The sequence below is a fragment of the Actinoalloteichus sp. AHMU CJ021 genome, assembly GCF_002895405.1.
Taxonomy (GTDB): Bacteria; Actinomycetota; Actinomycetes; order Mycobacteriales; family Pseudonocardiaceae; genus Actinoalloteichus_B; species Actinoalloteichus_B caeruleus.
In genome coordinates, this window is sequence record NZ_CP025990.1 from 5,975,936 (window position 1) to 5,999,779 (window position 23,844).

At 71.2% G+C, this 23,844-nt stretch carries 16 protein-coding genes; 7 read left to right on the forward strand and 9 right to left on the reverse strand.

Annotation, left to right across the window (positions count from 1 at the left end):
• Positions 1-43 precede the first annotated feature (43 nt).
• A complete protein-coding gene (gene carB / locus C1701_RS25100; protein WP_103056740.1) occupies positions 44-3,454 on the reverse strand; it encodes a carbamoyl-phosphate synthase large subunit in 3,411 nt (1,136 codons plus the stop codon).
• A gap of 1,129 nt (positions 3,455-4,583) precedes the next feature.
• Between carB and C1701_RS25105 the strand changes: the two genes are divergently transcribed.
• From C1701_RS25105 to C1701_RS25110, 3 genes are all read left to right on the forward strand, one after another.
• A complete protein-coding gene (locus C1701_RS25105; RefSeq protein ID WP_030104948.1) occupies positions 4,584-5,735 on the forward strand; it encodes a cystathionine gamma-synthase in 1,152 nt (383 codons plus the stop codon).
• Between the two features lie 406 nt (positions 5,736-6,141).
• A complete protein-coding gene (locus C1701_RS27880; RefSeq protein WP_337661948.1) occupies positions 6,142-6,300 on the forward strand; it encodes a hypothetical protein in 159 nt (52 codons plus the stop codon).
• A gap of 271 nt (positions 6,301-6,571) precedes the next feature.
• Positions 6,572-7,330 carry an Atu4866 domain-containing protein gene (locus C1701_RS25110; RefSeq protein WP_026417958.1) on the forward strand — a complete coding sequence of 253 codons (759 nt, stop codon included), beginning with the start codon at positions 6,572-6,574 and terminating at the stop codon, positions 7,328-7,330.
• Between the two features lie 155 nt (positions 7,331-7,485).
• Here the strand turns inward: C1701_RS25110 and C1701_RS25115 are convergent, their stop codons facing one another.
• Entirely contained in the window at positions 7,486-8,076 is a 591-nt protein-coding gene (locus C1701_RS25115; RefSeq protein ID WP_026417957.1) for a PadR family transcriptional regulator, read from the reverse strand.
• Between the two features lie 93 nt (positions 8,077-8,169).
• Here C1701_RS25115 and C1701_RS25120 point away from each other — a divergent pair, with 93 nt between their 5' ends.
• A complete protein-coding gene (locus C1701_RS25120) occupies positions 8,170-9,309 on the forward strand; it encodes a serine hydrolase domain-containing protein (protein WP_103056741.1) in 1,140 nt (379 codons plus the stop codon).
• Positions 9,310-9,963: 654 nt separating this feature from the next.
• Here the strand turns inward: C1701_RS25120 and C1701_RS25125 are convergent.
• The 5 genes from C1701_RS25125 to C1701_RS25150 form a co-directional block, all read right to left on the reverse strand.
• Complete coding sequence (locus tag C1701_RS25125) at positions 9,964-10,953, reverse strand: class I SAM-dependent methyltransferase (RefSeq protein WP_337661949.1); 990 nt, start codon at positions 10,951-10,953, stop codon at positions 9,964-9,966.
• A 571-nt stretch (positions 10,954-11,524) separates the two neighbouring features.
• Entirely contained in the window at positions 11,525-12,922 is a 1,398-nt protein-coding gene (locus C1701_RS25130) for a CBS domain-containing protein (protein WP_103056743.1), read from the reverse strand.
• Between the two features lie 7 nt (positions 12,923-12,929).
• A complete protein-coding gene (locus tag C1701_RS25135; RefSeq protein ID WP_030104943.1) occupies positions 12,930-13,682 on the reverse strand; it encodes a hypothetical protein in 753 nt (250 codons plus the stop codon).
• Complete coding sequence (locus C1701_RS25140) at positions 13,679-14,617, reverse strand: ParA family protein (protein WP_026417952.1); 939 nt, start codon at positions 14,615-14,617, stop codon at positions 13,679-13,681. The genes C1701_RS25135 and C1701_RS25140 overlap by 4 nt, the downstream gene beginning before the upstream one ends.
• Before the next feature lie 901 nt (positions 14,618-15,518).
• Positions 15,519-16,370 (reverse strand): helix-turn-helix transcriptional regulator, encoded by an 852-nt coding sequence (locus tag C1701_RS25150; protein WP_026417951.1) that lies wholly within the window; start codon positions 16,368-16,370, stop codon positions 15,519-15,521.
• Positions 16,371-16,567: 197 nt separating this feature from the next.
• On the opposite strand from C1701_RS25150, the gene C1701_RS25155 reads away from it, so the two are divergent.
• A complete protein-coding gene (locus C1701_RS25155; protein WP_026417950.1) occupies positions 16,568-17,521 on the forward strand; it encodes an SDR family oxidoreductase in 954 nt (317 codons plus the stop codon).
• Positions 17,522-18,022: 501 nt separating this feature from the next.
• Here the strand turns inward: C1701_RS25155 and C1701_RS25160 are convergent.
• Together C1701_RS25160 and C1701_RS25165 are read right to left on the reverse strand one after the other, a co-directional pair.
• On the reverse strand, positions 18,023-20,410 hold the full coding sequence (locus tag C1701_RS25160; RefSeq protein WP_337661950.1) for a beta-galactosidase: 2,388 nt from the start codon (positions 20,408-20,410) through the stop codon (positions 18,023-18,025).
• Between the two features lie 406 nt (positions 20,411-20,816).
• A complete protein-coding gene (locus tag C1701_RS25165; protein WP_026417943.1) occupies positions 20,817-21,347 on the reverse strand; it encodes a helix-turn-helix domain-containing protein in 531 nt (176 codons plus the stop codon).
• A 65-nt stretch (positions 21,348-21,412) separates the two neighbouring features.
• Between C1701_RS25165 and C1701_RS25170 the strand changes: the two genes are divergently transcribed.
• Positions 21,413-22,330 carry an alpha/beta hydrolase family protein gene (locus tag C1701_RS25170; protein WP_103056745.1) on the forward strand — a complete coding sequence of 306 codons (918 nt, stop codon included), beginning with the start codon at positions 21,413-21,415 and terminating at the stop codon, positions 22,328-22,330.
• A 44-nt stretch (positions 22,331-22,374) separates the two neighbouring features.
• Positions 22,375-23,232, forward strand: coding sequence for a CPBP family intramembrane glutamic endopeptidase (locus C1701_RS25175; protein WP_103056746.1), 858 nt, complete (start codon positions 22,375-22,377; stop codon positions 23,230-23,232).
• Positions 23,233-23,844: the final 612 nt, after the last annotated feature.

Here is a 23,844-nt window from a genome sequence, read left to right on the forward strand (position 1 = left end):
TTGTCGGGCGAAACGGGGAAGTCCTGCCGTGCCCCGTACTCGGCTAGGTGCTCGGCACCGGGGACGACCACTGGTCCTGCCGTTCGAGCGTCGCGAGTTCGTACTCCAGCCGCCCCTCCGCTCCGCCGGGGGCGGCGGCCGGCAGGTCGTGGCCGGGTTGGCTGGTGGTGCGCATCCGCTGCAACGGGGTGATCGTGAAGTCGGACGCCGCCGTCGCCGTCAGCGCGGCGGCGAGGGCCAGCAGGCCGGGAAGGGTCGTCACCAGGGCCGTCGAGAACTGGCTGGCGGTTGACCTCGCCACGAGCGCCGACGGCGTCCGGTCCAGCGCGACCACCAGCCCGACCTCCTCCGCCAGCAGGCGCACCAGCTCGTCCTCGCCGCGCTGGGCCGGGAACGTCCGGACGGGAACGCCGCGGGATGCCAACAACTCCGCCGTCGCCTGTTCGGCCACCAGCTCGACCCCGTGCCCTCGCACGGCGCACAGGGCAGGAGCCGCCACCACCGCCTGCCGTGCGCTCAACGAGACGTAGGCCAGACCCGACAACGGCAGGGTCATGCCGGCGGCCAGTTGCGCCTTGGCGAACGCGAGACCGAAGGACACGTCGATGCCCATGACCTCGCCGGTGGACTTCATCTCGGGTCCGAGCAGCGCGTCCACTCCCCTGCCCGCCGCTGTCCGGAAGCGGTGGAACGGGAGCACGGCTTCCTTGACGGCGACGGTGCCGTGCGGCGACGGTGTCGCACCGTCGCCCTCGGCGGGCAGGACACCCTCCACGCGCAGCGCGCTGATGCTCGCGCCGAGCATGACCCGCGCGGCTGCCTTGGCCAGGGGGACGGCGGTCGCCTTCGCCACGAACGGCACCGTGCGCGAGGCTCGCGGGTTGGCCTCCAGCACGTGGAGCACGTCGTCCCTGAGGGCGTACTGGACGTTGAGCAGTCCTCGGACGCCGAGGCCCTCGGCGATGGCCCTGGTGAAGCGCCGCACGGTGTCGAGGTGGGTGCGGCCCACGGTGATCGGGGGCAGCGCGCACGCCGAGTCCCCGGAGTGCACACCGGCCTCCTCGACGTGCTCCATGACTCCGCCGACGAAGATCTCCGCACCGTCGAACAGGGCGTCGACGTCGATCTCGACGGCACCGTCCAGGAACCGGTCGACCAGTACCGGGTGTTCCGGGCTGATCTCGGTGGCGCGGTCGACGTAGGCGGCCAGGGTCCGCTCGTCGTGGACGATCTCCATGCCCCGCCCGCCGAGCACGTACGAGGGACGCACCAGCACCGGGTAGCCGATCTCCTCGGCGATCGCTCTCGCCCGGGTGAAGGACGTGGCCGTGCCGTGCTGGGGTGCGGGCAGACCGGCCTCGGAGAGGAGCTGCCCGAACGCGCCCCGATCCTCGGCGAGGTGGATGGCATGGGGTGGGGTGCCCACCACGGGCACGCCGGCGTCGGCGAGCCGCTGTGCCAGGCGCAGCGGTGTCTGCCCGCCGAGCTGCACGATCACGCCGGCGACGGTGCCGGACCGTTGCTCGGCGTGGCACACCTCGAGCACGTCCTCGAAGGTGAGCGGCTCGAAGTACAGGCGGTCGGAGGTGTCGTAGTCGGTCGACACGGTCTCCGGGTTGCAGTTGATCATCACCGTCTCGTACCCACCTGGAGGGTGGGGGGCCGCGCGGAGCGCCGTCGCCGCGTGCACGCACGAGTAGTCGAACTCGATGCCCTGCCCGATCCGGTTCGGCCCCGACCCCAGGATCAGTACCTTCGGCCGGTCGCGCTGCTCGGTGACCTCGCATTCCGCGTCGGGGTCGAGTTCGTACGCGGAGTAGTGGTACGGGGTCCTGGCGGCGAACTCGGCGGCGCAGGTGTCGACGGTCTTGAACACCGGCCGCACTCCGAGGTGGTGCCGCAGCGCGCGTACCTGGTCCTCGTCGGTGGGTTCGGGACGCAGTGCCGCGATCTGGCGGTCGGACAGGCCGGCTCGTTTCGCGGTGCGGAGCAGGCGCTCGTCCAGCACCTCGGTGTCGCTGATCCGTCGGCGGAGGTCGGCCAGCCAGGCGATCTGCTCGACGAACCACGGGTCGATGCCCGAGGCCTCCCGCACCTGCTCGATGGTGGCTCCGAGGCGTAGCGCCTGGTCCACGGTGTACAACCGCCCGTCGTGTCCGGTGCGCAACGCCTCCAACGCGGCTCGGGCTGCGGCGTCGCGGTCGCGGGAGGGAGGGTCGGGGACGGTGCCGAAGCCGGCGGCCCTGGTCTCCATCGAGCGCAGTGCCTTGCCGAGCGCCTCGATGAAGCTGCGGCCGATGGCCATCGCCTCACCGACCGACTTCATGGTCGTGGTCAGTGCGCGGTTCGCCTCCGGGAACTTCTCGAACGCGAACCGGGGGACCTTCACCACGACGTAGTCCAGTGCCGGCTCGAAACTTGCCGGGGTCTCGCCGGTCATGTCGTTGCGGATCTCGTCGAGGGTGTAGCCGATGGCGAGTTTCGCGGCGATCTTGGCGATCGGGAAGCCGGTCGCCTTCGATGCCAGCGCGGAGGATCGGGAGACGCGCGGGTTCATCTCGATCACGACCATCCGTCCGGTGTCCGGGTTGACCGCGAACTGGATGTTGCAGCCGCCGGTGGCGACGCCGACCTCGCGGATCACCGCGATGCCCACGTCGCGCATGTGCTGGTACTCCCGGTCGGTGAGCGTCATGGCGGGCGCGACGGTGACCGAATCGCCGGTGTGCACCCCCATCGGGTCGATGTTCTCGATGGAGCACACGACGACCACGTTGTCCTCGCGGTCGCGCATCAGCTCCAGCTCGTACTCCTTCCAGCCGAGCACGCTCTCCTCGATCAGCACCTCGCTGACCGGGGACTCCGCGAGTCCGGCCGCGGCCAACCGCTCCAGCTCCTCGGGGACGTGCGCCAGGCCCGACCCGAGGCCGCCCATCGTGAAGGACGGCCGGATCACCGCTGGCAGGCCGAGTTCGGCGACGGTGGCCCTGACCTCCTCCATGGAGCGGCACACGGCGCTTCGCGGTACCTGGGCGCCGAGGCCGCGCACCAGGTCCTTGAAGATCTGCCGGTCCTCGCCACGCTTGATGGCGTCGATGTCCGCGCCGATCAGTTCGACGTCGTACCGCTCCAGCACACCCCGCTCGTGCAAGGCGATGGCGGTGTTCAGCGCGGTCTGCCCGCCCAGGGTGGCCAGGATCGCGTCCGGCCGTTCAACGGCGATGACCCGCTCCACGAACTCGGGCGTGATCGGTTCGACGTAGGTGGCGTCGGCGAACTCGGGGTCGGTCATGATCGTGGCGGGGTTGGAGTTGACCAGGCTGACCCGCAGGCCCTCCTCCCGCAGCACCCGGCACGCCTGGGTACCGGAGTAGTCGAACTCGCAGGCCTGGCCGATGACGATCGGCCCCGATCCGATCACCAGCACGTGGGTGAGGTCGTCCCGCTTCGGCATCAGTGGCCCTCGCTCGTCGCCAGCCCACCGTCGGCATTCGGTGTCGGGGTGCCGCGTTCGCCGGAGGGCGGGCCGGCACCGGCCGGGAGGAATCGCCACCGCGAGCTCGTTCGGGGAACGGCCAAGGGAAACGTCCGGACGACCGGCCGCCCGCGGCGACGGGGAAGGACGCTGGCGGGAACGGCCCCCTCGGTGGTGGCGCGGGTCGGGGCGAACGGCGGCCTGCGCGACTCGCCGACTCCGCCTCGGTGGACGCGTGCCGCGACTCGCGCACGGGGGTGGCGAGTGCGCCGACGAACGGGAGCAGCGGCGATAACCGCCGTCCCCCGCATCCCGGCACCTCGTCCTGATCGGGGATGGGGCACCGAGGGGAGGTCATCCGGGCCGGGGCTGGGAGCACCTGGCTCACCGTCCCGCCCCGGGGTGCCTCGTGGTCGGCCCCCCGACCGGGATTCCCCGTCGACCCCCTCGGGGACGGGCGCCGCCTCACCCGGACTCGAACCTCCGTGGTGGGATTCGTCGCGTGATGGCAGTCCCTGCCCGATCACCGGTTCCGAATTCATTTGTGATCCCCCATGTTGATTCGCGCGTCCCCCGAACGCGCGGTTTCGTTCCCGACGGCCACCCTCGCTCACCGCGGGCGAAGCACAGCGCGGTGACCGCACGGGTCAACATCTGTCCGAGCGCGGTCCCGATGCGGGCTGGCCATCGAGCCGGCTCAGATTATCAATTTCCGAAAGCCTGACAAGTCGGCATTCGGCCCAACGGTGGACCACATTCCCGCATTTTCCGGGAACGAACCCCCACGAATATGGGTTGCTGATTCACGGGCATCGCGCGAATACAGGTTCGTCGGTATTTTTCCGAGGTCGTCGACGATGGTCCGGACGGCGGAACCCATCGCCCGCCGACCTGCGACGGCGGCGACCGGCTGTCGGCATCCGCCGCCAGGGAAACGACCCTTCCCCCACCCGCGCCCACGCACACCCTGCGGCCCGTTCCGCGAAATCCTCCATTCTCCCACTCGGGCGGCGCCGGCTGGGGCGAATACGCCGCACGAACCGGAACCGGCGGCGGGTGGCGGCATCACCCGAAAGGCGACAACCCCGACCAGCGATACCCTGTTGTCATGACGGAAACTGACGAGTACGGTTTCGCGACCAGGGCGATCCACGCCGGCCAGGACCCCGACCCCCGGACGGGTTCGGTAATCGTGCCGATCCACGCGACGTCCACCTACGCCCAGGACGGCGTAGGGGGTCTGCGCGGCGGTTACGAGTACAGCCGTACCGGGAATCCGACGCGTTCGGCGCTGGAGGAATGCCTTGCGGCGTTGGAGGGCGCCCGGCACGGACGGGCCTTCGCGTCCGGAATGGCGGCGACGGACACCGCGCTGCGCACGATCCTCCGACCTGGCGACCACGTGGTCATCCCCAACGACGCCTACGGTGGCACGTTCCGCCTGATGGACAAGGTGCTCGCGCGGTGGGGCGTCGAGTACACCCCGGTACCACTGGCGGACGTGGACGCCGTGCGTGCCGCCGTGCGGCCGACGACGCGGCTGGTCTGGGTGGAGACACCGACCAACCCACTGCTGCACGTCGCCGACATCGCGCTGCTGGCCGAAGTGGCGCATGGGGCGGACGCGCGACTGCTGGTGGACAACACCTTCGCCTCGCCGTACCTGCAGAGCCCGCTGCGTCAGGGCGCGGACGTGGTGCTGCACTCCACTACCAAGTACATCGGGGGTCACTCGGACGTGGTCGGCGGTGCGCTGGTCACCTCCGACGACGAGCTGGACGCCGGCTTCGGCTTCCTCCAGAACGCCGCCGGCGGGGTCCCCGGGCCGTTCGACGCGTGGCTGACCTTGCGGGGGATCAAGACACTCGAAGTACGGATGGAGAAGCACTCCGACAACACCGAGAGGGTGACCGAGGCCTTGCTGCGCCACCCGAAGGTGACGCACGTGTACTACCCGGGGCTGCCCGAGCATCCCGGCCACGAGATCGCGACCAAGCAGATGCGTCGCTACGGCGGCATGGTGTCGTTCACCGTCGAGGGCGGTGAGGAGGCCGCGCTGCGGGTGTGCTCCCGCACCCGGTTGTTCACCCTCGCTGAGTCCCTGGGGGGCGTCGAGTCCCTCATCGAGCACCCCGGCCGGATGACGCACCTCAGCACGGCTGGTTCGCCGCTCCAGGTTCCGGCGGATCTGGTGCGCATCTCGGTGGGTATCGAGTCGGCGGACGATCTGATCGCCGATCTCCTGGCCGCATTGAGCTGATGGGCGACACCGGTCGGGAATGACCGCACCCCGGTGCCCCGCGCGTTGGCGTGCGCGGCGGGTGCGGTCCAGGCCGACCGGTGGGGGCGTGCCGGCGATGTTCCCGGTCGGGGCCAGGTGGGGTTCACCCTCGGCGAGCACCAGAGCCGGCCGGTGGCGCGGCGCGCGATCGTTCGCCGGTCGGTCATGCCCCGACGGTGGCCGCGTCCCCCGAGGTCGGGTTCGACCGGGACGGGGCGCGGCCAGGGAGGTGCCTTCCCCGCAGCCTCCTGGCCAACCCCTGGTTGCTCCCGTCACCCGGCTGGGCGCGGCCGGGTCCTCCCCCGACGTGCGTTCGTCGCGGGGTCGTTCCTGCCCTTGACGCGTACGTCGAAAGGGTACGAGCCGCGGTGGTCACGTTCATCCGGTGACGCGTTCGTCGTGTCCTGTCCAGGACCTCCTCCTCAGCGAGGTGACGGTGTGGGTGACGGCCCGAGCACTTCGGCTCGGCGAGTTCCTCGGAGCCGCCCTGTCGGCGGGTCAGTGGAGCGTGGGGGCTGGCAAGTGGGGGATGTCCTCGATGTGAGCGTGGTTGGGGGTGATGGGTCACGGGTGATTGATTTCATTCATGACTGAAGCCATAGTGAATGACGGATTGATGGCAGTCGTGGTCACGCCTCGCCCGTGCGCACGCACGTCGGGTGGAGGGAGCGGGGACGTGGCGCCGACCTCGCCACCGCGCCCCGGGCACCTCGCCCCGCTCGGAACCCGTCGTACCCGCGTCCCTGCCTGGTCCTCCTACCCCCAGGGGCCGCGTGCCCTACCGGGCCCGTCGCCGCGGTAGCAGGGTCGTCGTCATGACCTCCACACCGAACACCTGGACCGCGGCCGACCTCGACGCGGTGCTCACGGGCACGGGACGACCCGTCCTCATCACCGACGCCACGATCCTCACCTCCGACCCGGTGATCGGCACCCTCACCCGGGCCGACCTGCTCGTCGGCGGTGATCTCGTCGTCGGCGTGGGCCCCGGCATCGTTCGCGCCGCCGACGACGACGGCGCCATCGTCATCCAGGCCACCGGCACCACCCTCGTCCCGAGCGTGCTCGACACGACCGCCCCGATCGGGCTCGTGGACCGCGCCGCACTGGTTGGCGCGCTGGTACCCGGCGGGGCCGCCGACTTCGCCGTGCTCGACGACGCCGACGCACCGGACCTCGCCTCGGCCGCCCGGACCCTGCTGGCGGCACCGGAACGCACCCGAGCGGTGTTCCGGCGGGGCGTGCCGGTCGCGTGGGACGGCCACCGGATCGGTCCCGGGGGCGACGACGCCGGGTCGGGCCTCGCCGAGGCGCCGGTCGACCCGGCCAGGGTGGGTGTCTGGATCGACACCGAGGACTTCCTCCACCAGGAGTTGACCGCCGAGGGCCGTTACGACGAGACGCGAGGTGGTCGGACGCACGCGTTCGAGGGGCGGTACTGGGTTCGGGGCGACCGGATCGACTACCTCGACGACCTCGGGTTCTGGGCGTTCGGTGAGTTCGACGGCGACACGCTCCACCACGCGGGTTACACGCTGCGTCGGAAGCCGGCGGAGGGCGGGACCGACCGGTGACGCGTCAGGCCGATCCCGTCCTCGCCGTCATCGCCAGGAGGGTTGGCGGTAACGGCTGGGGAACGTTCTGGCGGTGGGCGGCGGTGCCCGAAACGGTTCCTCGACCGGACCGCGACGGCTCGCCCTCGCGGGCGGCGGTGCCGGCGGTGCCCGATCTAGGGTCGGGCCTGGTCGCGGCGCCCATGCTCGCGCGAAGTCCGGGCTTGGTCGGGTGGTGTGCCGTCCAGGCGCTCGGCGTGGTCGCGGAACCAGTCCAGCATGAACTGGAGCGAGGCGATGCCGTAGGCGAGGGTGGCGCGCTGGCTGGCCGCGACCTCGGTGAGTCCTTCCGGGACTTTCACCGTGTCGAGCTGTTCGTCGAGTCGTGAGAACTTCGCCAGATCATGTTCGACGCGCGCCTCGATGCGGCGGAGGACGGCCACCCGTTCCGAGGGCTCGACGAGGCCGAGGAAGTAGAGCCGGGACAGCGCGGCGCTCTCCAGATCCCGTCCGGCCAGCTCCCCCGTCATCCACGCGCGGAACTCCCGCCGACCGGCTTCGGTCACCTGGTACGTCTTCTTGCCCCGGCCCCCGGTCTGGGTGCTGGCCACCTCGACGAGCTCCCGGGTGAGCAAGCCGTCGAGCGCGCGTTTGATGCTGCCGGAGCTGGCGCTGTAGAAGAGCGTCACGCTGGCCTCGAACGCCCTGACGAGGGCGTAGAAGCTCTGCGGGGCGATCAGCAACAGCCCGAGGATGACGTGTGCCATGACGGGCAGTCTAGCCGTTTGACTCTCTTAGACATATCTACTAGACATGTCTAAGAGATACGTCCGTGCCAGGGCAAACCAGAGGAGTTCGCCGTGCCATCCCCACTCGCGACGCGATCCGCCCCCGACAACTCGGTCACCGCTGAGGTCGCGGCGCGGTTGACACGGCTGGTGCGGACTCTCGTCGCGCGCCGCCGGGTACACCACGTCAGCGCCGCGGTCGAGTCCGGCGACGGGAAGCTCCGCTGGTCGGGCGCCTGCGCTCCCGCCAGCGACGAGCCCGTACCGCGTCGTGACAGCCCGTTCTTCGCCGCGAGCATCACCAAACGGTTCGTCATCGCGCTCGTGCTCCAGGCGCACGAGCGCGGCGAACTGGAACTGTCCGCGCCGATCACCAACTACCTGCCCGTGGAGACCACCGCCGGACTCCACGTGTTCCGGGGGACGGAGCGGACACCGGAGATCACCGTTCGCCACCTGGCGAGCCACACGTCCGGGCTCCCCGACCACTTCGGGAAGCGGCGCTCGGGCCCCGGCCTGGCTGAGCACCTCCGCGCCGGTCGGGACCAGGCGTGGACGTTCGAGGACATGCTGCGGGTCGTCCGGGAGCAGCAGCGCCCGCGTTTCGCGCCACAGGACCTGTCGGCCCCCCGGCAGAAGGCCCGCTACTCCGACACCGGCTTCCAACTGCTGATCCGCATCCTGGAGGCGGTGACCGGGCGGCCGTTCGCCGATCTCCTCGCGGACCGGATCACCACCCCGCTCCGCCTCACCCGCACGTGGCTCCCCGGCCACCCCCGGCTGGACACGCACACGGGACCGCCGCTGCCGCTCCACTCCGGTCGACGCCGCGTCGAAGTCCCCTCGCTGATCGAGTCCAGCAACGACCTGATCAGCACCAACCGCGATCTCCTCACCTTCCAGCGGGCCCTGCTGGCCGGCGAGGTCCTCGACCACGCCCGATCCGTGGACCTCCTGACCGAGCGGCGGAACCGGCTCCGCGACATCCCGGTCCTCCGGTACGGGCTCGGCACCATGGTCTACACGGTGGGACGGCTGATGACCGCGGGGAGGCCGCCCCTCACTCTCGTGGGCCACTCGGGAGCCACGGGGACCTGGTTGTTCCACTGCCCGGAACTCGACCTCCACCTGGCCGGCACCGTCGACCAGGTCTCCGGACAGGCCCTCCCCTTCCAGCTCATGGCACGGATGCTGCACGCCTGGCGAGCATGACCGGCGCTCTGGCAGCGGAGGAACGCCTCACCCTTCGACCGGTTCGCCGGAACGGGCACCTCTGTCCCACGCGGGCACACCGTCCGAGGGATGCTCGGCCAGGGCCCGCCGAGCCTGGAGCCAAGGGACTGACCTCGACACGACATGCCCCGCGCGGCCGCACCGGGTGCTCCCCCATCTCCCGGACTGGGGCCGTGGCGGACCAGGTCCCCCACCACGTACGGCCGCGCCCCAGTCCTCGTTGCCGAGCACACCGCCCGCCACGGGACCTCGCGGCAGCCACACCCGCGCCCAACCGCGAAGGCATCAGGTGCGCCGGCTTCCTCGACCGCTGCCACGTCCGTGCCGAACCCGCTCGCGGGGCCGGGTCGCGTACGCCGCTCCGGGTGCCGTCGAGGTCGGTGGACGTCGGCGCCGGGGGTCCCTCCAGGTGATGACACACCCTGCCCGGTACTCGCCCGCTCCTCGGCCGGGAGTGGGCAGGGCAGGCTCCTGGTTCCCGAGGAGGCGGCTTCAAGCGTGCCTCCCCGGGCCGGCGCGGAAGTCCACCAACACGGGCAGAGATCAGCCGGGCTGACCACCCGTCGCCCGCTGCTCGCGACCAACCACGAACCCGGTCGATCGCGCCGGGATGGCCAGGCCGAAGACGAGCGGTCAGGTCGTCGGTGCCGGCCGGGCGAGCACCACGGTGAAGCGTGCGTGATCGACATCCACGAAGCGGATATCCGTGTACCCGGCGTCGGCGCACACGCGCCGGTAGTCGCTCTCGCCGTGCGCATCACCGGCCGTGGTGGCGACGAGCATCTGGACGCCGAACGCGGCACCGACCGGGCCGTGGTCACGAAGCCAGGACGCGATGGCCACCTGGCCGTCGGGAGCGAGCACGTCACGCAGTCGGTTGAGGAGATCCCGGACCTGGTCGAGTGGGAAGAGGTTCGTGAGGTTGCCGCACAGGACCAGGTCGAAGGGCCCTGGGGCCAGGTCGGTGACGGCGTCGGCGGCGACGAGTTCGACACCGGCGGCGGCGGAGCGTCCGTCCGCCCTCGCCAACTCGATGACCCCGGGCAGATCCTGCATCGTGGTGATGCAACCGCGCCGGGCGAACTCCCGGGCGTGGGCGCCGTGCCCACCACCGAGGTCCAACACGTGGGCGCTGTCCCGATCACCGGTCCGTGGCCGCCACCCGTCCAGGCAGGTGTCCACGACAGCGCTGACGAAAGGACGACCGGCTGATTCCAGCAGGGCGAGCCCGGTCGCCGGATCCATCGGCGGCGGGGTGTCCGGCGCCGTCGCCTTCCGGTCGCGGACCCGTCGGGGCACGAGCGCGGCCCAGCGTCGGATCCACGAGCCATGCTGGGCCAGTGCCGCGCGCTCGTGCGGCTGTGGCCGGTTAGGCCCCAGGGAGAAGACGTCGTGTTCGTCGACAGTGGCGTAGCGCCATCCGGCGAGGACGAACAGGACCGCCCGGACGGCGTCGGGGTCCAGGTCCCGAGCGTCGGCGATGTCCGCTGCCGTCGCGGGCAGTTCGTCGAGGATGCCGGTGGTGTGCGCCGTCTCGTAGCAGACGGCGAGCCGCCAGTCGATGAGCGCGTCGGGCGCGGCGAGCGCGGTGAGGTGCTGTGTCGAGGGTGGCTCGTTCGTCATTCCGGGTCCGTCCTTCCTCGTAGGGGCCGCGGGGGCGGGCCTCCGGGTGTCCCTGGCGGTCGCGGTGTCCTCGTTCCGGCGCTGCTTCGTGTCCGCTCCCGACTCGGAGCTGGTACCGGCGCCCGTCCTCCTGTCCCGACCTGGGCACATCCGCCCCACCGCGTCGGGACAGGAACCCCGTGAGCGGCCGGGGTCGTACCAGGAGAGCGGTGCTCCTGTTCCCACCAGCGGGGACGCCCTGGCTCCCAGCGACTGGCCACAGGGCTGCCTCGGCCCCGATCGCCGAACCTGGAGGGCTGCCCGAACCCGGCCCCCTGGGGCGCCCCCTCCCCCAGAAGCGAGCACGGACTCCTACCGGCGGTCCGATCAGGTCGTCACCTCGGATGGTCGGAGGCGTTCGCACGGCAGGGGAACGCGCGTGGCGCCACCGCTGGCCGCTCCGGGCCGACGCCCCGTCACCGACGAGGCGGCCCCTTCGGGTGACGAAGGCTTGGCTGCACCCGGACGACGGTTGACCCGCACCACCCCGTGCTCCTCGACCGTCTCCGGATGGGCGCCACGGAACCCTGGACTAGGTCGGTCCCCGGTAGTCGCGCAACAGGCGGTTGAACATCCGCAGCTTGTCCACGGCGTCCTCGGGTATCGGGTCCGGGTGGAAGTGCATGATCTTGTTCCTGATGGCCCGGATCTCGTTCAACCGCGCGATGAAGGTGGCCCGGTCCAACGGCCAGCCCAACCTCCGCCACATCGCGTCGTGCTCCAGAACCCGCTGGTAGTCGCCGATGGTGAGTCGTTCGAAGCTCGTGGTCGGCCGGCCGCAGATCGAGCGGACCGTGTCGATGTCGAAGTTGCGCCGCAGGACCCAGCGCAGCGTTTGGTCCAGTTCGCCCAGCTGGAAGAACGGGGTGGCCATCTCGCCGTAACGATGGGCCACGTCCGCCGTGGTGACGATCCCCTTGATCGCCTTCGTCTCGTCCAGGACGAACACGAAGTCGCGCTTCTGCAGTACGGGGAGGATCTCGAACAGGTCGCGGTCGTAGGAGACGACCTCCACCTGTGGGTCGATCGCGTCGGCGACGCTGGCGTCGGGCTTGCGTTGCAGGGCGCGTGCGATCGAACGCCACGTCACGGCTCCGCGCAGGTTTCGGGTGCCGTTCAGTACGGCCAACTGGGAGTAGTCGTTGAGGGTCATCTTCGTGATCGCCTCGACCAGCGCGCCGTCGGGCTTGACGAACTCCACGCCGGCCAGCGGCGACAGGTTGCCCACCGTGAGGCGGACGTTCAGGTCGTCGTCCCCCTCGTCCTCGTCGACGATCCGGATGTCGTCGCCCCCGGCGCCCTCCGCCGTGAGGCTCCCCTCCGCGCCGTCGGGTGGAAGGGTCAGCGCGACCACAGTGTCGAGCGTCACCGCGCGGAAGCTCGGCGAGGTCACCAACCCGTGGTTGGCCAGGTCCGCTTCGATCTGGCTCACCTGGTCGCCCCGGTCCTCGGCTCCCCAGTACGTCAGGAGTTCACGGACGGTGACGCGTTCCGGTTCGCGCGCCTCGGCGCGCTGACGGGCCTGTCGCAGGCGCTCGTGGACGCTCGGCCGCGCGGTGTCCCGGTGGGGTCGGTCGCCTTCGCTGATCGCCTGGTCGAGCAGCTCCTGGCGTACCGCGTCCAGCAGTCGGTCCTGGTCGACGACCAACCACACCCGCCAGCCGTCGACCGCTCGCATCCCCGCTGCCACCATGGCCGCCCTGGACGGCGACCGGAACTCCTCGCCGTCGCTGTCCAGGCGGATGCGGCCCTGCTCGGTGATCGTCGCCTGGTGGATCTCCCCGATCCGGTTCCGGGTGAACCGGAGTTTCGCACCGGCCTGGACCAGACCCGCCTCCACCAGGTCCGCGACCGTGACGCGGCGCCCGTCGATGAGGTACCTGGCCCGGCCGCCGGCGCCGCCACGTCCCACTTCCACCTGAGCGGTCACTGGAGCCTCACCACTTCCTCAGTCCGGCGAACTTGCGGCGGGCACCGATCGCCTGCTTGAGCACCCTTCGCCTGAGTTCGGTCCTGGACAGGCGGTCCATTCGGGTGAGCCGCAATTCGGCGGCGACAGCCAGCAGTCCCTCCCGGTCCAGTCCCTGGGCGTCGAGATAGGCGGCTCCGTCCTCCTCCGTCTCGGTCCGGCGAAGCCGCGTCGCGATGGCCGCCGCGTCGACCTCGACCACCGGGGCCCCTCCGGTCGACGACGGGGTCGACGACCGGGGTGCGGCGGGAGCGTGGTGCTGTCCGGTCCGGGTAGCGGTGGGTTCGTCGCCGGGGGGTGTGCCCGGGTGCGCCGTGTCCGTGTCGTCCCGCTCCGGGCCACCGCTGGCGAGGAGGGTGACGAGCGCGGCACGCGTGAGCCCGCTGTAGCGGGTCAGGCCGCGCAGTTTGGCCACCGCGCGGAGTTGCTTCACGGTGAGCCGCAGCGTGTCCAGGTAGGCCCGCCGATCGTTCTCCGAGGTCAAGGCGGAAAGGGTCGACGTCACCTGCCTCGGGTCGTCGGGTGACAGGACGTCGCCCTCCGGAGGGCTGGTAGTGGGAGCTCCTCCGCGCTGTGCCGCGTCATCGCGGATTCCCTCGACGTTGGTGGTGGTGAGCCGGATCGCGCCGTCGATGAGGGCGTCGAGCGTCGCCTCGTCCTGGTTCTCCAGGAATTCGTTCCACCGGGCGTTCAGGGCGATGAGTCTCCGCAGCTCGGTCACGACTCACCAGCCGGGGACAACGCGAGCGCGCCGAACACCTCGTCGGCCAGGGCGGCGAACTCCTTGACCACGTCGTCCTCGTCCCTCGCGCCCAGCATCGCTGGAATTCCGCTCTCCCCCGCTCCACTGAAGTGACGAGGACTGTTCCGGATCTTGCTCTTCAACACCGACACCTGGGAGTTGACTTCCACTTCCTCGACATAGGTCTGCTGGGCCCCGATTACCTGTTGCGAGTAGATCTGGACCATGGTGAACACCACTCCCAGGATCGCCGGGTCGATCGGGCGATGCGCGTCCAGCCCTCGGTGGTTGACGAATTCGTTGAACTGGTCCACGAGCATGGCGCAGTTGCCGACGAGGTAGTCGAGCCCCAATGTCGACAGGTAGTCCGCTTTCGCGGGCACGAGGATGTGCTGGCTCGCGACGATGGCTGTCTTGGTGACGAGGCCGAAGTTCGGTGCGCAGTCGATGAGGACGAGGTCGTACTGGTCGAAGTGGTCGTCCTCGAGCGCGCGCCGCAGGCAGCCGTGCAGGTCGAGGAACTTCCGCTGAGCCCCGCCCAGGGTGGTGTTCCCGCCGAGGAGGGCGGCGAGCTGGAGATCGATGTCGATGAGCCCGAGGTGCGACGAGATCACGTCGAGGCGGCCGGTACCGCGCAACGCCCTGTTGACCCGTTCCGGGGTGAGCGTGAGATCCGACAGGGAGATGTCCCGCCCCGGCATGTCACCCTCGTACCACTGCTTGATCGTGCACGAATCCTTGATCGCGTCCTGCCACTCGTCGATCGAGAAGAACGAGAAGGTCAGGTTGGTCTGCGGATCAAGGTCGATGAGCAGCACCCGCATTCCCCGCCTCGCGGCGATCGCACCAAGATTGGCGGTCAGGGTCGTCTTCCCCACGCCACCCTTGTAGTTCATCACAGCCACGGTCCGCATCAGTTCTGCATGCTCCTCACGCTCGTCGGTACGGGGAACACTGTTCGAGATCGCAAGGCGATCTGGCTCGGTGACTTTTCCAGAGCCCTACTCCGAGGACAACCAACCAATCAACCTGATCGACCGAAAGGACGCCAGCCGATCGTCCGTTCGGCCGTAGTCGGACTCTGGTCCGCGCACTGCGGACAACCCCTGCCCGCATCGTTGGCGGATTCTAGTCAATCCGATTCGGTTCGACGCGGCCGGCACCGAACCGGTCGCCGCGCTGACCAGGTCACGGGATATCTCACCGCGTTGTCGTCGTCCCGAGAACTCCTCGGCCCTGGCCCCGGGAACCGCGTCGCCGTCGTTCACCGCTCATTTCGCCAAGGTGGTTGTCCCGCCAACGAGGCGGGCGGGCACTGGCCCTTCCCTCAGAACCCGCCAGGGTCACTCGCCAGGACGCGGATCGGGTTCACCCGCCGTGCGGTGCTGGGTGAACCGGCCTCCGACCCTCGGCCCGGGGTCCCCACGTCCGGGCCGAGGGTGGGACGGGCGGCGGAACGACCCACACCCACCACGCGGGACGGTCCAGTCACGACTGTGCCTGTTCTGACGTGCACCCGGAGGATGTGGGTGTCCGGGCGCCGCGCGCCGGGGCCGTTCGCCACGTACGGCTCCCACCCGGTTTCCCGCTGAATGCCGTGGTGGGATCCCAGTTCCGGCCGGCCCTGGTCACCTCCCACCTGGCTCGCGACCCCACCGGGAACCAGGGGTGAGGGGTGCCCCTGGCCGTCCTCGCTCGTGTCGGGTCCGGCTCGAGGGGAGGTGCCCGAACCGCCTCCATACCCCGGACCCATCACACGACATGCTGGAGGGCGCCACGACCACGCGATCCGCCCACCTCCGATGGGGACGGGCGTCACGTCTCCGGCGACGTCGTGCGTTGCGGCCCGAGCACGGAGAGGAGCCGCAACTTCTCGTGGCTCTCGCTGCCGGGAGCGGCGGTGTAGACGAGGAGGCGGTGGGACTGGTCGGGGTCGAGCAGGATCTGGCAGGTCAGCTCCAGGGCCCCGACCTCCGGGTGCGCGTAACGTTTGACGCCGTTGTAGTGAATGCCGATCTCGTGTTCGTCCCACACCGCCCGGAACTCCGCACTCCGGGCGAGCAGGAGTTCCATGAGGTGAGCGGCTCGTGATCCGGGTCCTCGGAGGGTGACCATCGCGCGGAGGCCCGAGGCGAAGACGCGGGAGTGCAGCGCGTGGTCGTCGGGGTGGTACAGGGACCGGGTGGCCGGGTCCGTGAACCACCGGTAGCCGATGCTGCGCGCGGGGCCGACGTAGCGGGTGGTGTCACCGGTCAGTGCGACACCGAGCGGGGTCTGCCGGAGGGTCTCGCCGAGCTCGGTGACGATCTCGGCTGGGGTGTCGTCGAGCCGGTCGATGATGCGGAGCAGACCGGGACTGACGTGCTCACTGCCGGCGCCTCGCGGGGGTGGGTTGTGCCCGGCCAGGCGGAACAGGTGGTCCCTTTCGGGGAGGGACAGGTGCAGGCCCTGCGCGATCGAGGCGATCATCTGCTCGGACGGGTGCGGGCCGCGCTCCCGCTCCAGACGGCTGTAGTAGTCGGTGGAGATGTGGCAGATCATCGCGACCTCCTCCCGGCGGAGGCCGGCGGTCCTGCGCCGTTGACCACGTGGGAGGCCGACGTCCTCGGGTTGCAGCGACTCCCGGCGGCGGCGCAGGAACTCGGCGAGCCCAACTCGATCGATCACGCCCGTGGTCCCCTTCCTCGTCCCGGTGCCGTTCAGTGTGCCCTCGGCGCCGGGTGGCTCGCCTCGGATCGTTGATCCCCCTCTCCGCGCTGGGCTGCCTGGGCCTGACCCGCCTGGGATCGGGAGGCCGTGGATACCGCTCCGGGTCAGACTCACCCTGGGGCCACAGCACTGTCGAGGGAGACCAGGAGCAGCACATGGCACGAACCCAACCGGACATCACCGTTCCTGATCTCTCCGGGAGGCTCGCCGTCGTCACCGGCGCCAGCGACGGGGTCGGACTGGGGTTGGCCGCCCGCCTGGCCGGGGCGGGCGCCGAGGTCGTCATGCCCGTTCGTAACACCCGCAAGGGCGAAGCGGCGATCGAGAGGATCACGCGGCGGCACCCGGGCGCGGCGCTGTCCCTCCGGGAGCTCGACCTCTCGTCGCTGGAGTCCGTCGCCGCGCTGGGCGCGGCGCTGCGCGGCGAGGACCGCCCGATCCACATCCTCGTCAACAACGCCGGTGTGATGACCCCGCCGGACCGGCTGACCACCACTGACGGGTTCGAGCTGCAGTTCGGCAGCAACCACCTCGGGCACTTCGCCCTCGTCGCCCACCTGCTGCCGCTGCTCCGCGCGGGTCGGGCACGCGTGACCTCGCAGATCAGCATCGCCGCGAACCAGAACGCCATCAACTGGGACGACCTGAACTGGGAGCGGTCATACCACGGGCGTCGCGCGTACAGCCAGTCGAAGATCGCCTTCGGGCTGTTCGGCCTGGAGCTGGATCGGCGCAGCCAGGCCGGTGGCTGGGGAATCACCAGCAACCTCGCCCACCCCGGTATCGCCCCCACCAGCCTGCTGGCCGCGCGCTCCGAGATCGGTCGGGACCGGGACACGCTGGGAGTGCGCCTCATCCGCGCGTTGGCCCGCCGCGGCGTGCTCGCCGGAACGGTCGAGACCGCTCTGCTGCCGGCCCTGATGGCCGCGACGTCGCCGGCCGCACGCGGGGGACGCCTGTACGGACCGAGCGGTCTCGGGCACCTGTCCGGTGCGCCCGCCGAGCAGGTCCTCTACTCACGGCTTCGGAGCGAGGACGAGGCAGACCGGATGTGGCGGGTGTCCGAAAACCTGACCGGTGCCTCGTTCCCGACCGAGGGGCGTGCCTGACCGTAGGCGGTTCGGCGTTGGCGCTCATCGTCGGCCGCGGCGGGGAACGGCAGCTGGGGCACCACAACGCCCGGCGCCGTCAGGCCCGGGCGGTTGGCCGGCTCGTTCCGTCAGCCCGGCACCGGGTCGGTCGAGACCAGGAGCGGATCGGGGCCGGGATCGAACACGCCCCCACCTCGGTGGGCCACTGTCCCCAGCGCGCGTTCCCGCTTCCGCCGCGATCGTCCTCGACGTCGGTCGTGGTTGACATGCTCCGCCGGGCCGGGGGTGGATGAGGCTCGCGGTTGGTGTCGCCGGACGGGGTGGCTGGGCTCGCGTGCCGTGACGACCGGCGGTTGCTCGACGCTGACGGCGTCTCCGGCCGGCCGGCGAGCGAGCGGCCGGCTCCCCACCGCGGGGACGGCCCCTCGCCTGGGAGTACCGGCCCGCTGGTGCGCGGTGGTGGATCGGGTCGAACGCGGGGGATGATGACGGACCGGCCGCTGGCGAGGGCGGCCGTGGTCATGACGGGCCGGGTGCGATGGTGGCCCGGTACACCGGGACGAGCTGGACGCCGTCGAGGCGGAGGGTGACGTCATTCGGACGGAGGTCATCGCGGACGTGGATCGCCGCCGTGGGGTCGAACGGCAGCAGACGCAGGACGAGCCGCCCACCGTGGCGCAACGCCTCGCGGTGCCGGCCCAGGTCGATGTCCCAGGGCGCCCCGTTCCAGAACTGGTCGGCGACCAGCGTGCCGTCGAGTTCGGCCCGCGCCGCGTCACCCACCCAGTCGAGTCGCAGCAGCAGCCGGTGGGCGCCGGCGAAGGCGTTCTCGTCGAGGTCGACGCGGTAGGCGGCGGCCGTGGCGTAGTCGTCGTCCCGGGGGGCGGCGGCTCGTCGCAGTGGCCCGCCCCGGCGTTGGGGGGCCGGTCCGGTGGCCGCCGCCAGTTCGACCAGTCCCACCTCGGGGGCGGCGGGTGGGGCGTCGACCTCGACGCGGGCGAAGGTGCCGATGGTGCCGCCCGACCGCAGCGTCAACGGCGCGGCCGTGTCCTCCCCGTCAGCCACCACCGCCGGCTGGGCGGACGCGGCGGGCGCCGGGTGGATGAGGAGCGCCCCTCCGCCGGGCCCGCACTCGAGGTGGAGGTGTTCGCCGTCGGGTACGAGGTGGACCCCGTCCCCGACCACGAGGCGACGGGCACCCCACAGCTCACCGATCGCGGTGCGACGCGCGGTGTCCTCGTCGAGCACCAGCACCCGGAGCGCGCCGAGGTCGATCAGGGCCCCGGGCCCCGGTTTGGGCACCCGGATTCGGGTGCGGCCGGCCCCGAGGTCGTCGACGGAGGCGTGCGGGCTCTCGACCCGCGTCGCGTCGATGCCGGAGACGATGAGCTCGACCGCGATCCCGGCGGTGCGGGTCAGGACCACGAGGTCGTCCAGTGTGGTCACGAGTTGGGCGGTGGCGGATTCCAGTACCGCCTCGCCGGGCAACGGCCAGCGGAACGGCCACGCGAAGTAGGCGCCGGTGGGGATGGTGACGGGTTCACTGGGGAGGTCCAGGGGGCCGTCGGGGCCGAGCAGGCGGAACTGGACGTCGTCGTGCGCGGCGAGCGTCTCGCCACCGGGTTGGTGGCTGTTGACGAAGACCATCCCGGAGGTCCCGTCCGTGCGGACGGCCCACCGCAGGGTGTCCCGGTCGTCGAGGTCACGGGGCGTCTGGTCTGGTTCGACGAACCGCATCGGCGCGAGGCGGCGGCCGGCGGCCGCCAGGAGGTGGTGTTGCAGCCGGAGGGCTCCGTAGGTGGGGCGGACCTGCCCGTGCTCGCCCAGCGGCGCCTGGAAGTCGTAGCTGACCACGGGCAGGTCGTTGGGGTATCCGGTGTCCAGCGACTCCTGCATTCCGGTCGCGGCGTCGGTGACGTGGGTGCCGCCGTGGTACATGTAGTAGCCCTGCCAGGACGACCCGGATCCGATCTTGGTCAGCGCGAGGGCGGCGATGTCGTCCGGGTCGACCAGCGGTCGACGGTGGTAGGTGGGCTGGACGCCGCCGCCGAGCTCGCAGGTGGCGAACGGGTAGCGGTCGAGGGGAGGCCCGGTTCCGGCGGTGGGCTCGAGACGCAGGTCGGCCCCCACGGTGTTGTCGTCCCGCAATTCGGTGAAGAAGAAGTGCCGCCGTGCGTGGCGGGTCCAGCCGGGGTGCGCGTCGTCCCAGGGCGCCTCCGGGTATCCGGCGTAGAGCGGGAGGAACTCGTCCGAGGGCAGTTCCGCGGGGCCCCAGGCGGTGGCGGTCCACAGCGCGGGGGTGATCCCGGCGTCGCGCGCGAGGTGTTTGAGGGTCCGCAGGTGTTCCGGTTGGTCGTGGAGTTCGTTCTCGACCTGGACGGCCACGATGGGGCCGCCCTCGGCGTGGTAGAGGCCGGTCAGCTCCTGGCCGATCCGCGTGTAGTAGGGGCGGACGAGGTCGAGGTAGGCCGGGTCGTCGGTGCGGGTGCGGGTTCCCGAGCGCACGACCCAGTCCGGGAACCCGCCGTAGCGTGCCTCGCCGTGCGCCCAGGGGCCGATGCGCACCACGGCGTCCATGCCGCACTCGCCGACCAACCGCACGAAGGCGCGCAGGTCCCGGTCGCCGTCGAACCGGAATTCCCCACGGTGCTCCTCGTGGTGGTGCCAGAACAGGTAGGTGGCCACGACGGTCACACCACCGGCGCGCATGTTGAGCAGTCGTTCCCGCCAGGTCGAGCGCGGGCACCGGGTGAAGTGGATCTCGCCCATGACGGGGAACCAGGGACGTCCACCGCGCACGAGGTGGGTGCTGGTCGCGGTGATCCGGTCCGGGGTCCCGTCGGGCTCGCCCATCCGGAGATGGCCGGTCAACGGTGTCACGACCGGGCGTAGCGACAGTGTCCGCACCTTGGCCTCCTCGCCCTGGATCCGGGCCTGGTTCCCAGGTCCGGCAGCCTGCCCTCCGGCAGATGCGGCGCACGTTAAACCATAAATTCCTAAGAGTGAAGCGATGTAGGGACGCTGGCGGCAAGTCCGGCCGACGTCGGCCATCGGGGGAGTTCGCCACCGCGAGCCCGCGCCGTGCGCCAACGCCCCGTCTCCGCACCGGTGGGTCCTCGCCCCTTGCCGGGCCGAGTGAGGCGGGGCGAGGCCAGGATCGGCCCCTTGGTTCAGCTCCGCTGAACGGGCGCGCTCGCCTCGACGTTCCCCGGTGCGGGCCCGCCCCGTCACCCCCTGGCGAGAATTCCCGCGCGACACGGCGACGCCAACGGCCGTTGCCGTCCGGCTGGGGGCGGCGGGTCGGGCCGCGAGGTCACACTGGTCTGTCGGGGACCAGGCCGAGGCTGATGATGTGGCGGGCGCGGCCGTCACCGGGAGCGGTGCGGGTGCGACGTTCGACGGCGGCCTCGATCTCCTCGACGAGTTCGGCGAACTCCTCGTCGGTGACCCAGACGACGCCCTGGCGGTAGAGCAGGTTGTCCCGGGCGGGTTCGGTGTCGTCACGGGAGAGGTACCGGTCGAAGTCCGCCAGCATCGCTCCACTGAAGACGGTGAACGCTCGGCGGTGGTCGTCCTTGGTCATGGTGCCGCGGGCGTCGTCGTCGACGAGGGCCCGGTCCTGGCGGACCCGGTAGCTGCGTTCGACGGTGCCGCGCACGGGCCTCTCCCGCACCACCTCCAGTATCTCGGCCTGGGCCAGGGCCGCGACGTGCCGGTACATGGTCGCCGCCGGGATGTCGGGTAGCCGGTCACGGAGCTGTCCGGTGGTCAGCTCGCCGGCCCCCAACAGGGTCTGCAGGATGCGCAGCCGGACGGGGTGGAGGAGAAGATCCGCGGTTGCCATGAGCTGATGGTCTCACATCTGATAACGTTATCGCCACTGAGAACAATGTGAGATGGAGTGGAACGTTGCCCGACCTCGACATGACGGTCACCGCGGATGACGGGACTCCCCTGGCCGGCACGCTGACACTGCCCGCCTGGCCCGGGCCGCACCCCGCCGTCCTGCTGTTGCACGGTTCCGGTCCGCTGGACCGCGACGGCAACACCCCGAAGCTGCCGACGAACCTCGGCCCAGCCCTGGCCTCGGCACTCGCCGCCGAGGGGATGGGGACGCTCCGCTACGACCGGCGTGGCGCCGGCGCCACGCCCGGCGTCTGGCAGGCCGCTGGGTTCACCGGCAACCGCCGGGACGCCGAGGCTGCGGTGCGGGCGCTGGCCGCGCACCCCGCCGTCCGCGCCGACGCCGTCGGAGCCCTCGGGCACAGCGAGGGCGCCCTGCACGCCATGTCCCTCGCGGCCCACGGGGACGTGCGGGCCGTGGTGCTGCTGGCCGGTTACGCCCGCCTGGGAGAGGAGGCCATGCGTTGGCAGGCCGGCTCGATCTTCGGCGGTCTGCCCGCACCCCTCCGACTGCTGCGGCGCCCGCTCGCGGCGGTGGGCGACCGCGTCCTCGACCGTCTCCGGCGGACCGACACGGACGTGGCGCGCCTCGCGGGGATCCCGGTCAACGCCCGGTGGATGCGCGAGATGCTCGTCCACGACACGCGCGACGACCTCGCCGCCGCGAAGGCCCACGTCCTGGCCGTCACCGGTGACAAGGACATCCAGGTCGACCCAGCCGACCTGGCCACCATCGCTGGGCTGGTGCCGGGCGGAGCCGAGACCCACCGCGTGCCCGACCTCACGCACGTCCTGCGCCGCGACCCCGGCCGCCACACCCTGCGCTCCTACCGGCGGCTGCTGCGGCAACCGGTCGATCCCGAGCTGCTCGCGCTGGTCACCACCTGGCTCGGGCGCCAGCTCGACGCCGTCCCCGGCGCCTGACCGCCGCTTCCCACACCCCGCACTCGACACGAGGAGTACCTGGCATGTCCACGTCACCATCGACCAGCCCGTACCGCGGCGACCTCGTCCTGTTCATGGCGATCTCCTTCGTCGTCAGCTGGGCGTCCTGGGGCGTGGCGATCGCGATGGGCGGGCCCGCGGTGAACCCGCCCGCCGTCCTGCCCCACCTGTTCGGAGCGTTCGGGCCCTCGATCGCGGCGCTCGTGATCCGCATCCGCCGAGGACGGCGGCGGGAGGCCGTCCCGGAACACGCTGCGCGGTTCCGGATCCCCCTGCTGGTCTGGGTTCCCGTCCTCCTGGCATTGGCCTCGGCGACCGTGCTGGCTGGCGCGTTCCTGGCTGGCGCGGGTGACGGGCCGACGCCGAGCTTCGACTCCGGGTTGGAGATGATGAGCGCCCAGGGGCCCGTGCTGTTCCTCGTCATGATGGTGATCTCCGGACCGCTGGCCGAGGAGCCGGGCTGGCGCGGCACCGCGTACCCGAGGATGCGCGCGTCGATGAGCCGTTTCCAGGTGGGCCTGGTGTTGGGCGCCGTCTGGGCCGTGTGGCACCTGCCGCTGTTCTTCATCGCCGGGACTGTCCAACACCAGCTCGGTCTCACGACTCCCAGCGGCGTGCTCTTCGCCGTCAGCTCCATTCCGATGGCCATGCTCTGCTGCTGCGCCTACGAACGCGCCGGCGTCGTCGGCTCGGTGGCGGCGCACTTCGCGGTCAACGCGACGATGGTCCTGCTCAACGTCCAGCACCCCGTCACCCAGGCCATGATCATGGGCATCCAGGCGCTCACCGTCACCGCCCTGCTGCTCGCCCCGATCCGTGCGGTGGGACAACGGCGGCACACGGGTGACAGCGGCGCGCCGCGCGTCGTCGAGCGCGTCTGAGCCTCACCGCGGGGCCGGGCGGTCCGGGCGGTACGACTGGTCCCGCGCGGGACCGCGGGCCGGCTCCGGTCACGCGTCGCGGGCTGGCTTCGGAGCGACCACCACGGCACGTCGTCGACGACCAGGCGCGCACCGGGACGCCGCGGGTCTGGTCGCGAGGCGCTGCCCCGAACGCGTTCCCGCCAGCGCCTCCTGGCGGAGCCGGCCCGACGACGTCCGTCACGGGGCGGCACGCCGGTCACGCGTCGGCGCCGGGTTGTCGCTACGGGCGCCGGCCCCCGCTCCCCACCCGCCCGACACGTATGGCACGCCCCCGGTCGGTGACGACGATCCCCCTGGCTGACGCGAGGTCCCGAGCAGTTCCTCGCCGCTCTCGCGGAGGTGAGCCGTGCCTCCTCGGTGGAGATCGAACGTCCTCTGCACACCGCGGACGGCGGGGACGGGAGGGGCGACGTGTTCGTCGGGTCTGGATCCCGTACCGGGCTCGTGGCGGTACTGCTCGCCGCCGACCTGCTCAACCGGGACATCGAGACCGAACTCGTACTCGACCTGCCTAAGGTGTCCTCCCCGGCCCCGCGCCCGGCCTGGCCCACCCGGTCACCTCGAAGGTCC

Excerpts from the sequence above, each read along its gene's own strand:
- C1701_RS25105 (WP_030104948.1), top strand. The coding sequence starts at position 4,584 with ATGACGGAAACTGACGAGTACGGTTTCGCGACCAGGGCGATCCACGCC.
- C1701_RS25140 (WP_026417952.1), bottom strand. The coding sequence starts at position 14,617 with ATGCGGACCGTGGCTGTGATGAACTACAAGGGTGGCGTGGGGAAGACG.
- C1701_RS25175 (WP_103056746.1), top strand. The coding sequence starts at position 22,375 with ATGTCCACGTCACCATCGACCAGCCCGTACCGCGGCGACCTCGTCCTG.
- C1701_RS25155 (WP_026417950.1), top strand. The coding sequence starts at position 16,568 with ATGGCACGAACCCAACCGGACATCACCGTTCCTGATCTCTCCGGGAGG.
- C1701_RS25115 (WP_026417957.1), bottom strand. The coding sequence starts at position 8,076 with ATGGCACACGTCATCCTCGGGCTGTTGCTGATCGCCCCGCAGAGCTTC.
- C1701_RS25165 (WP_026417943.1), bottom strand. The coding sequence starts at position 21,347 with ATGGCAACCGCGGATCTTCTCCTCCACCCCGTCCGGCTGCGCATCCTG.
- C1701_RS25110 (WP_026417958.1), top strand. The coding sequence starts at position 6,572 with ATGACCTCCACACCGAACACCTGGACCGCGGCCGACCTCGACGCGGTG.
- C1701_RS25125 (WP_337661949.1), bottom strand. The coding sequence starts at position 10,953 with ATGACGAACGAGCCACCCTCGACACAGCACCTCACCGCGCTCGCCGCG.
- carB (WP_103056740.1), bottom strand. The coding sequence starts at position 3,454 with ATGCCGAAGCGGGACGACCTCACCCACGTGCTGGTGATCGGATCGGGG.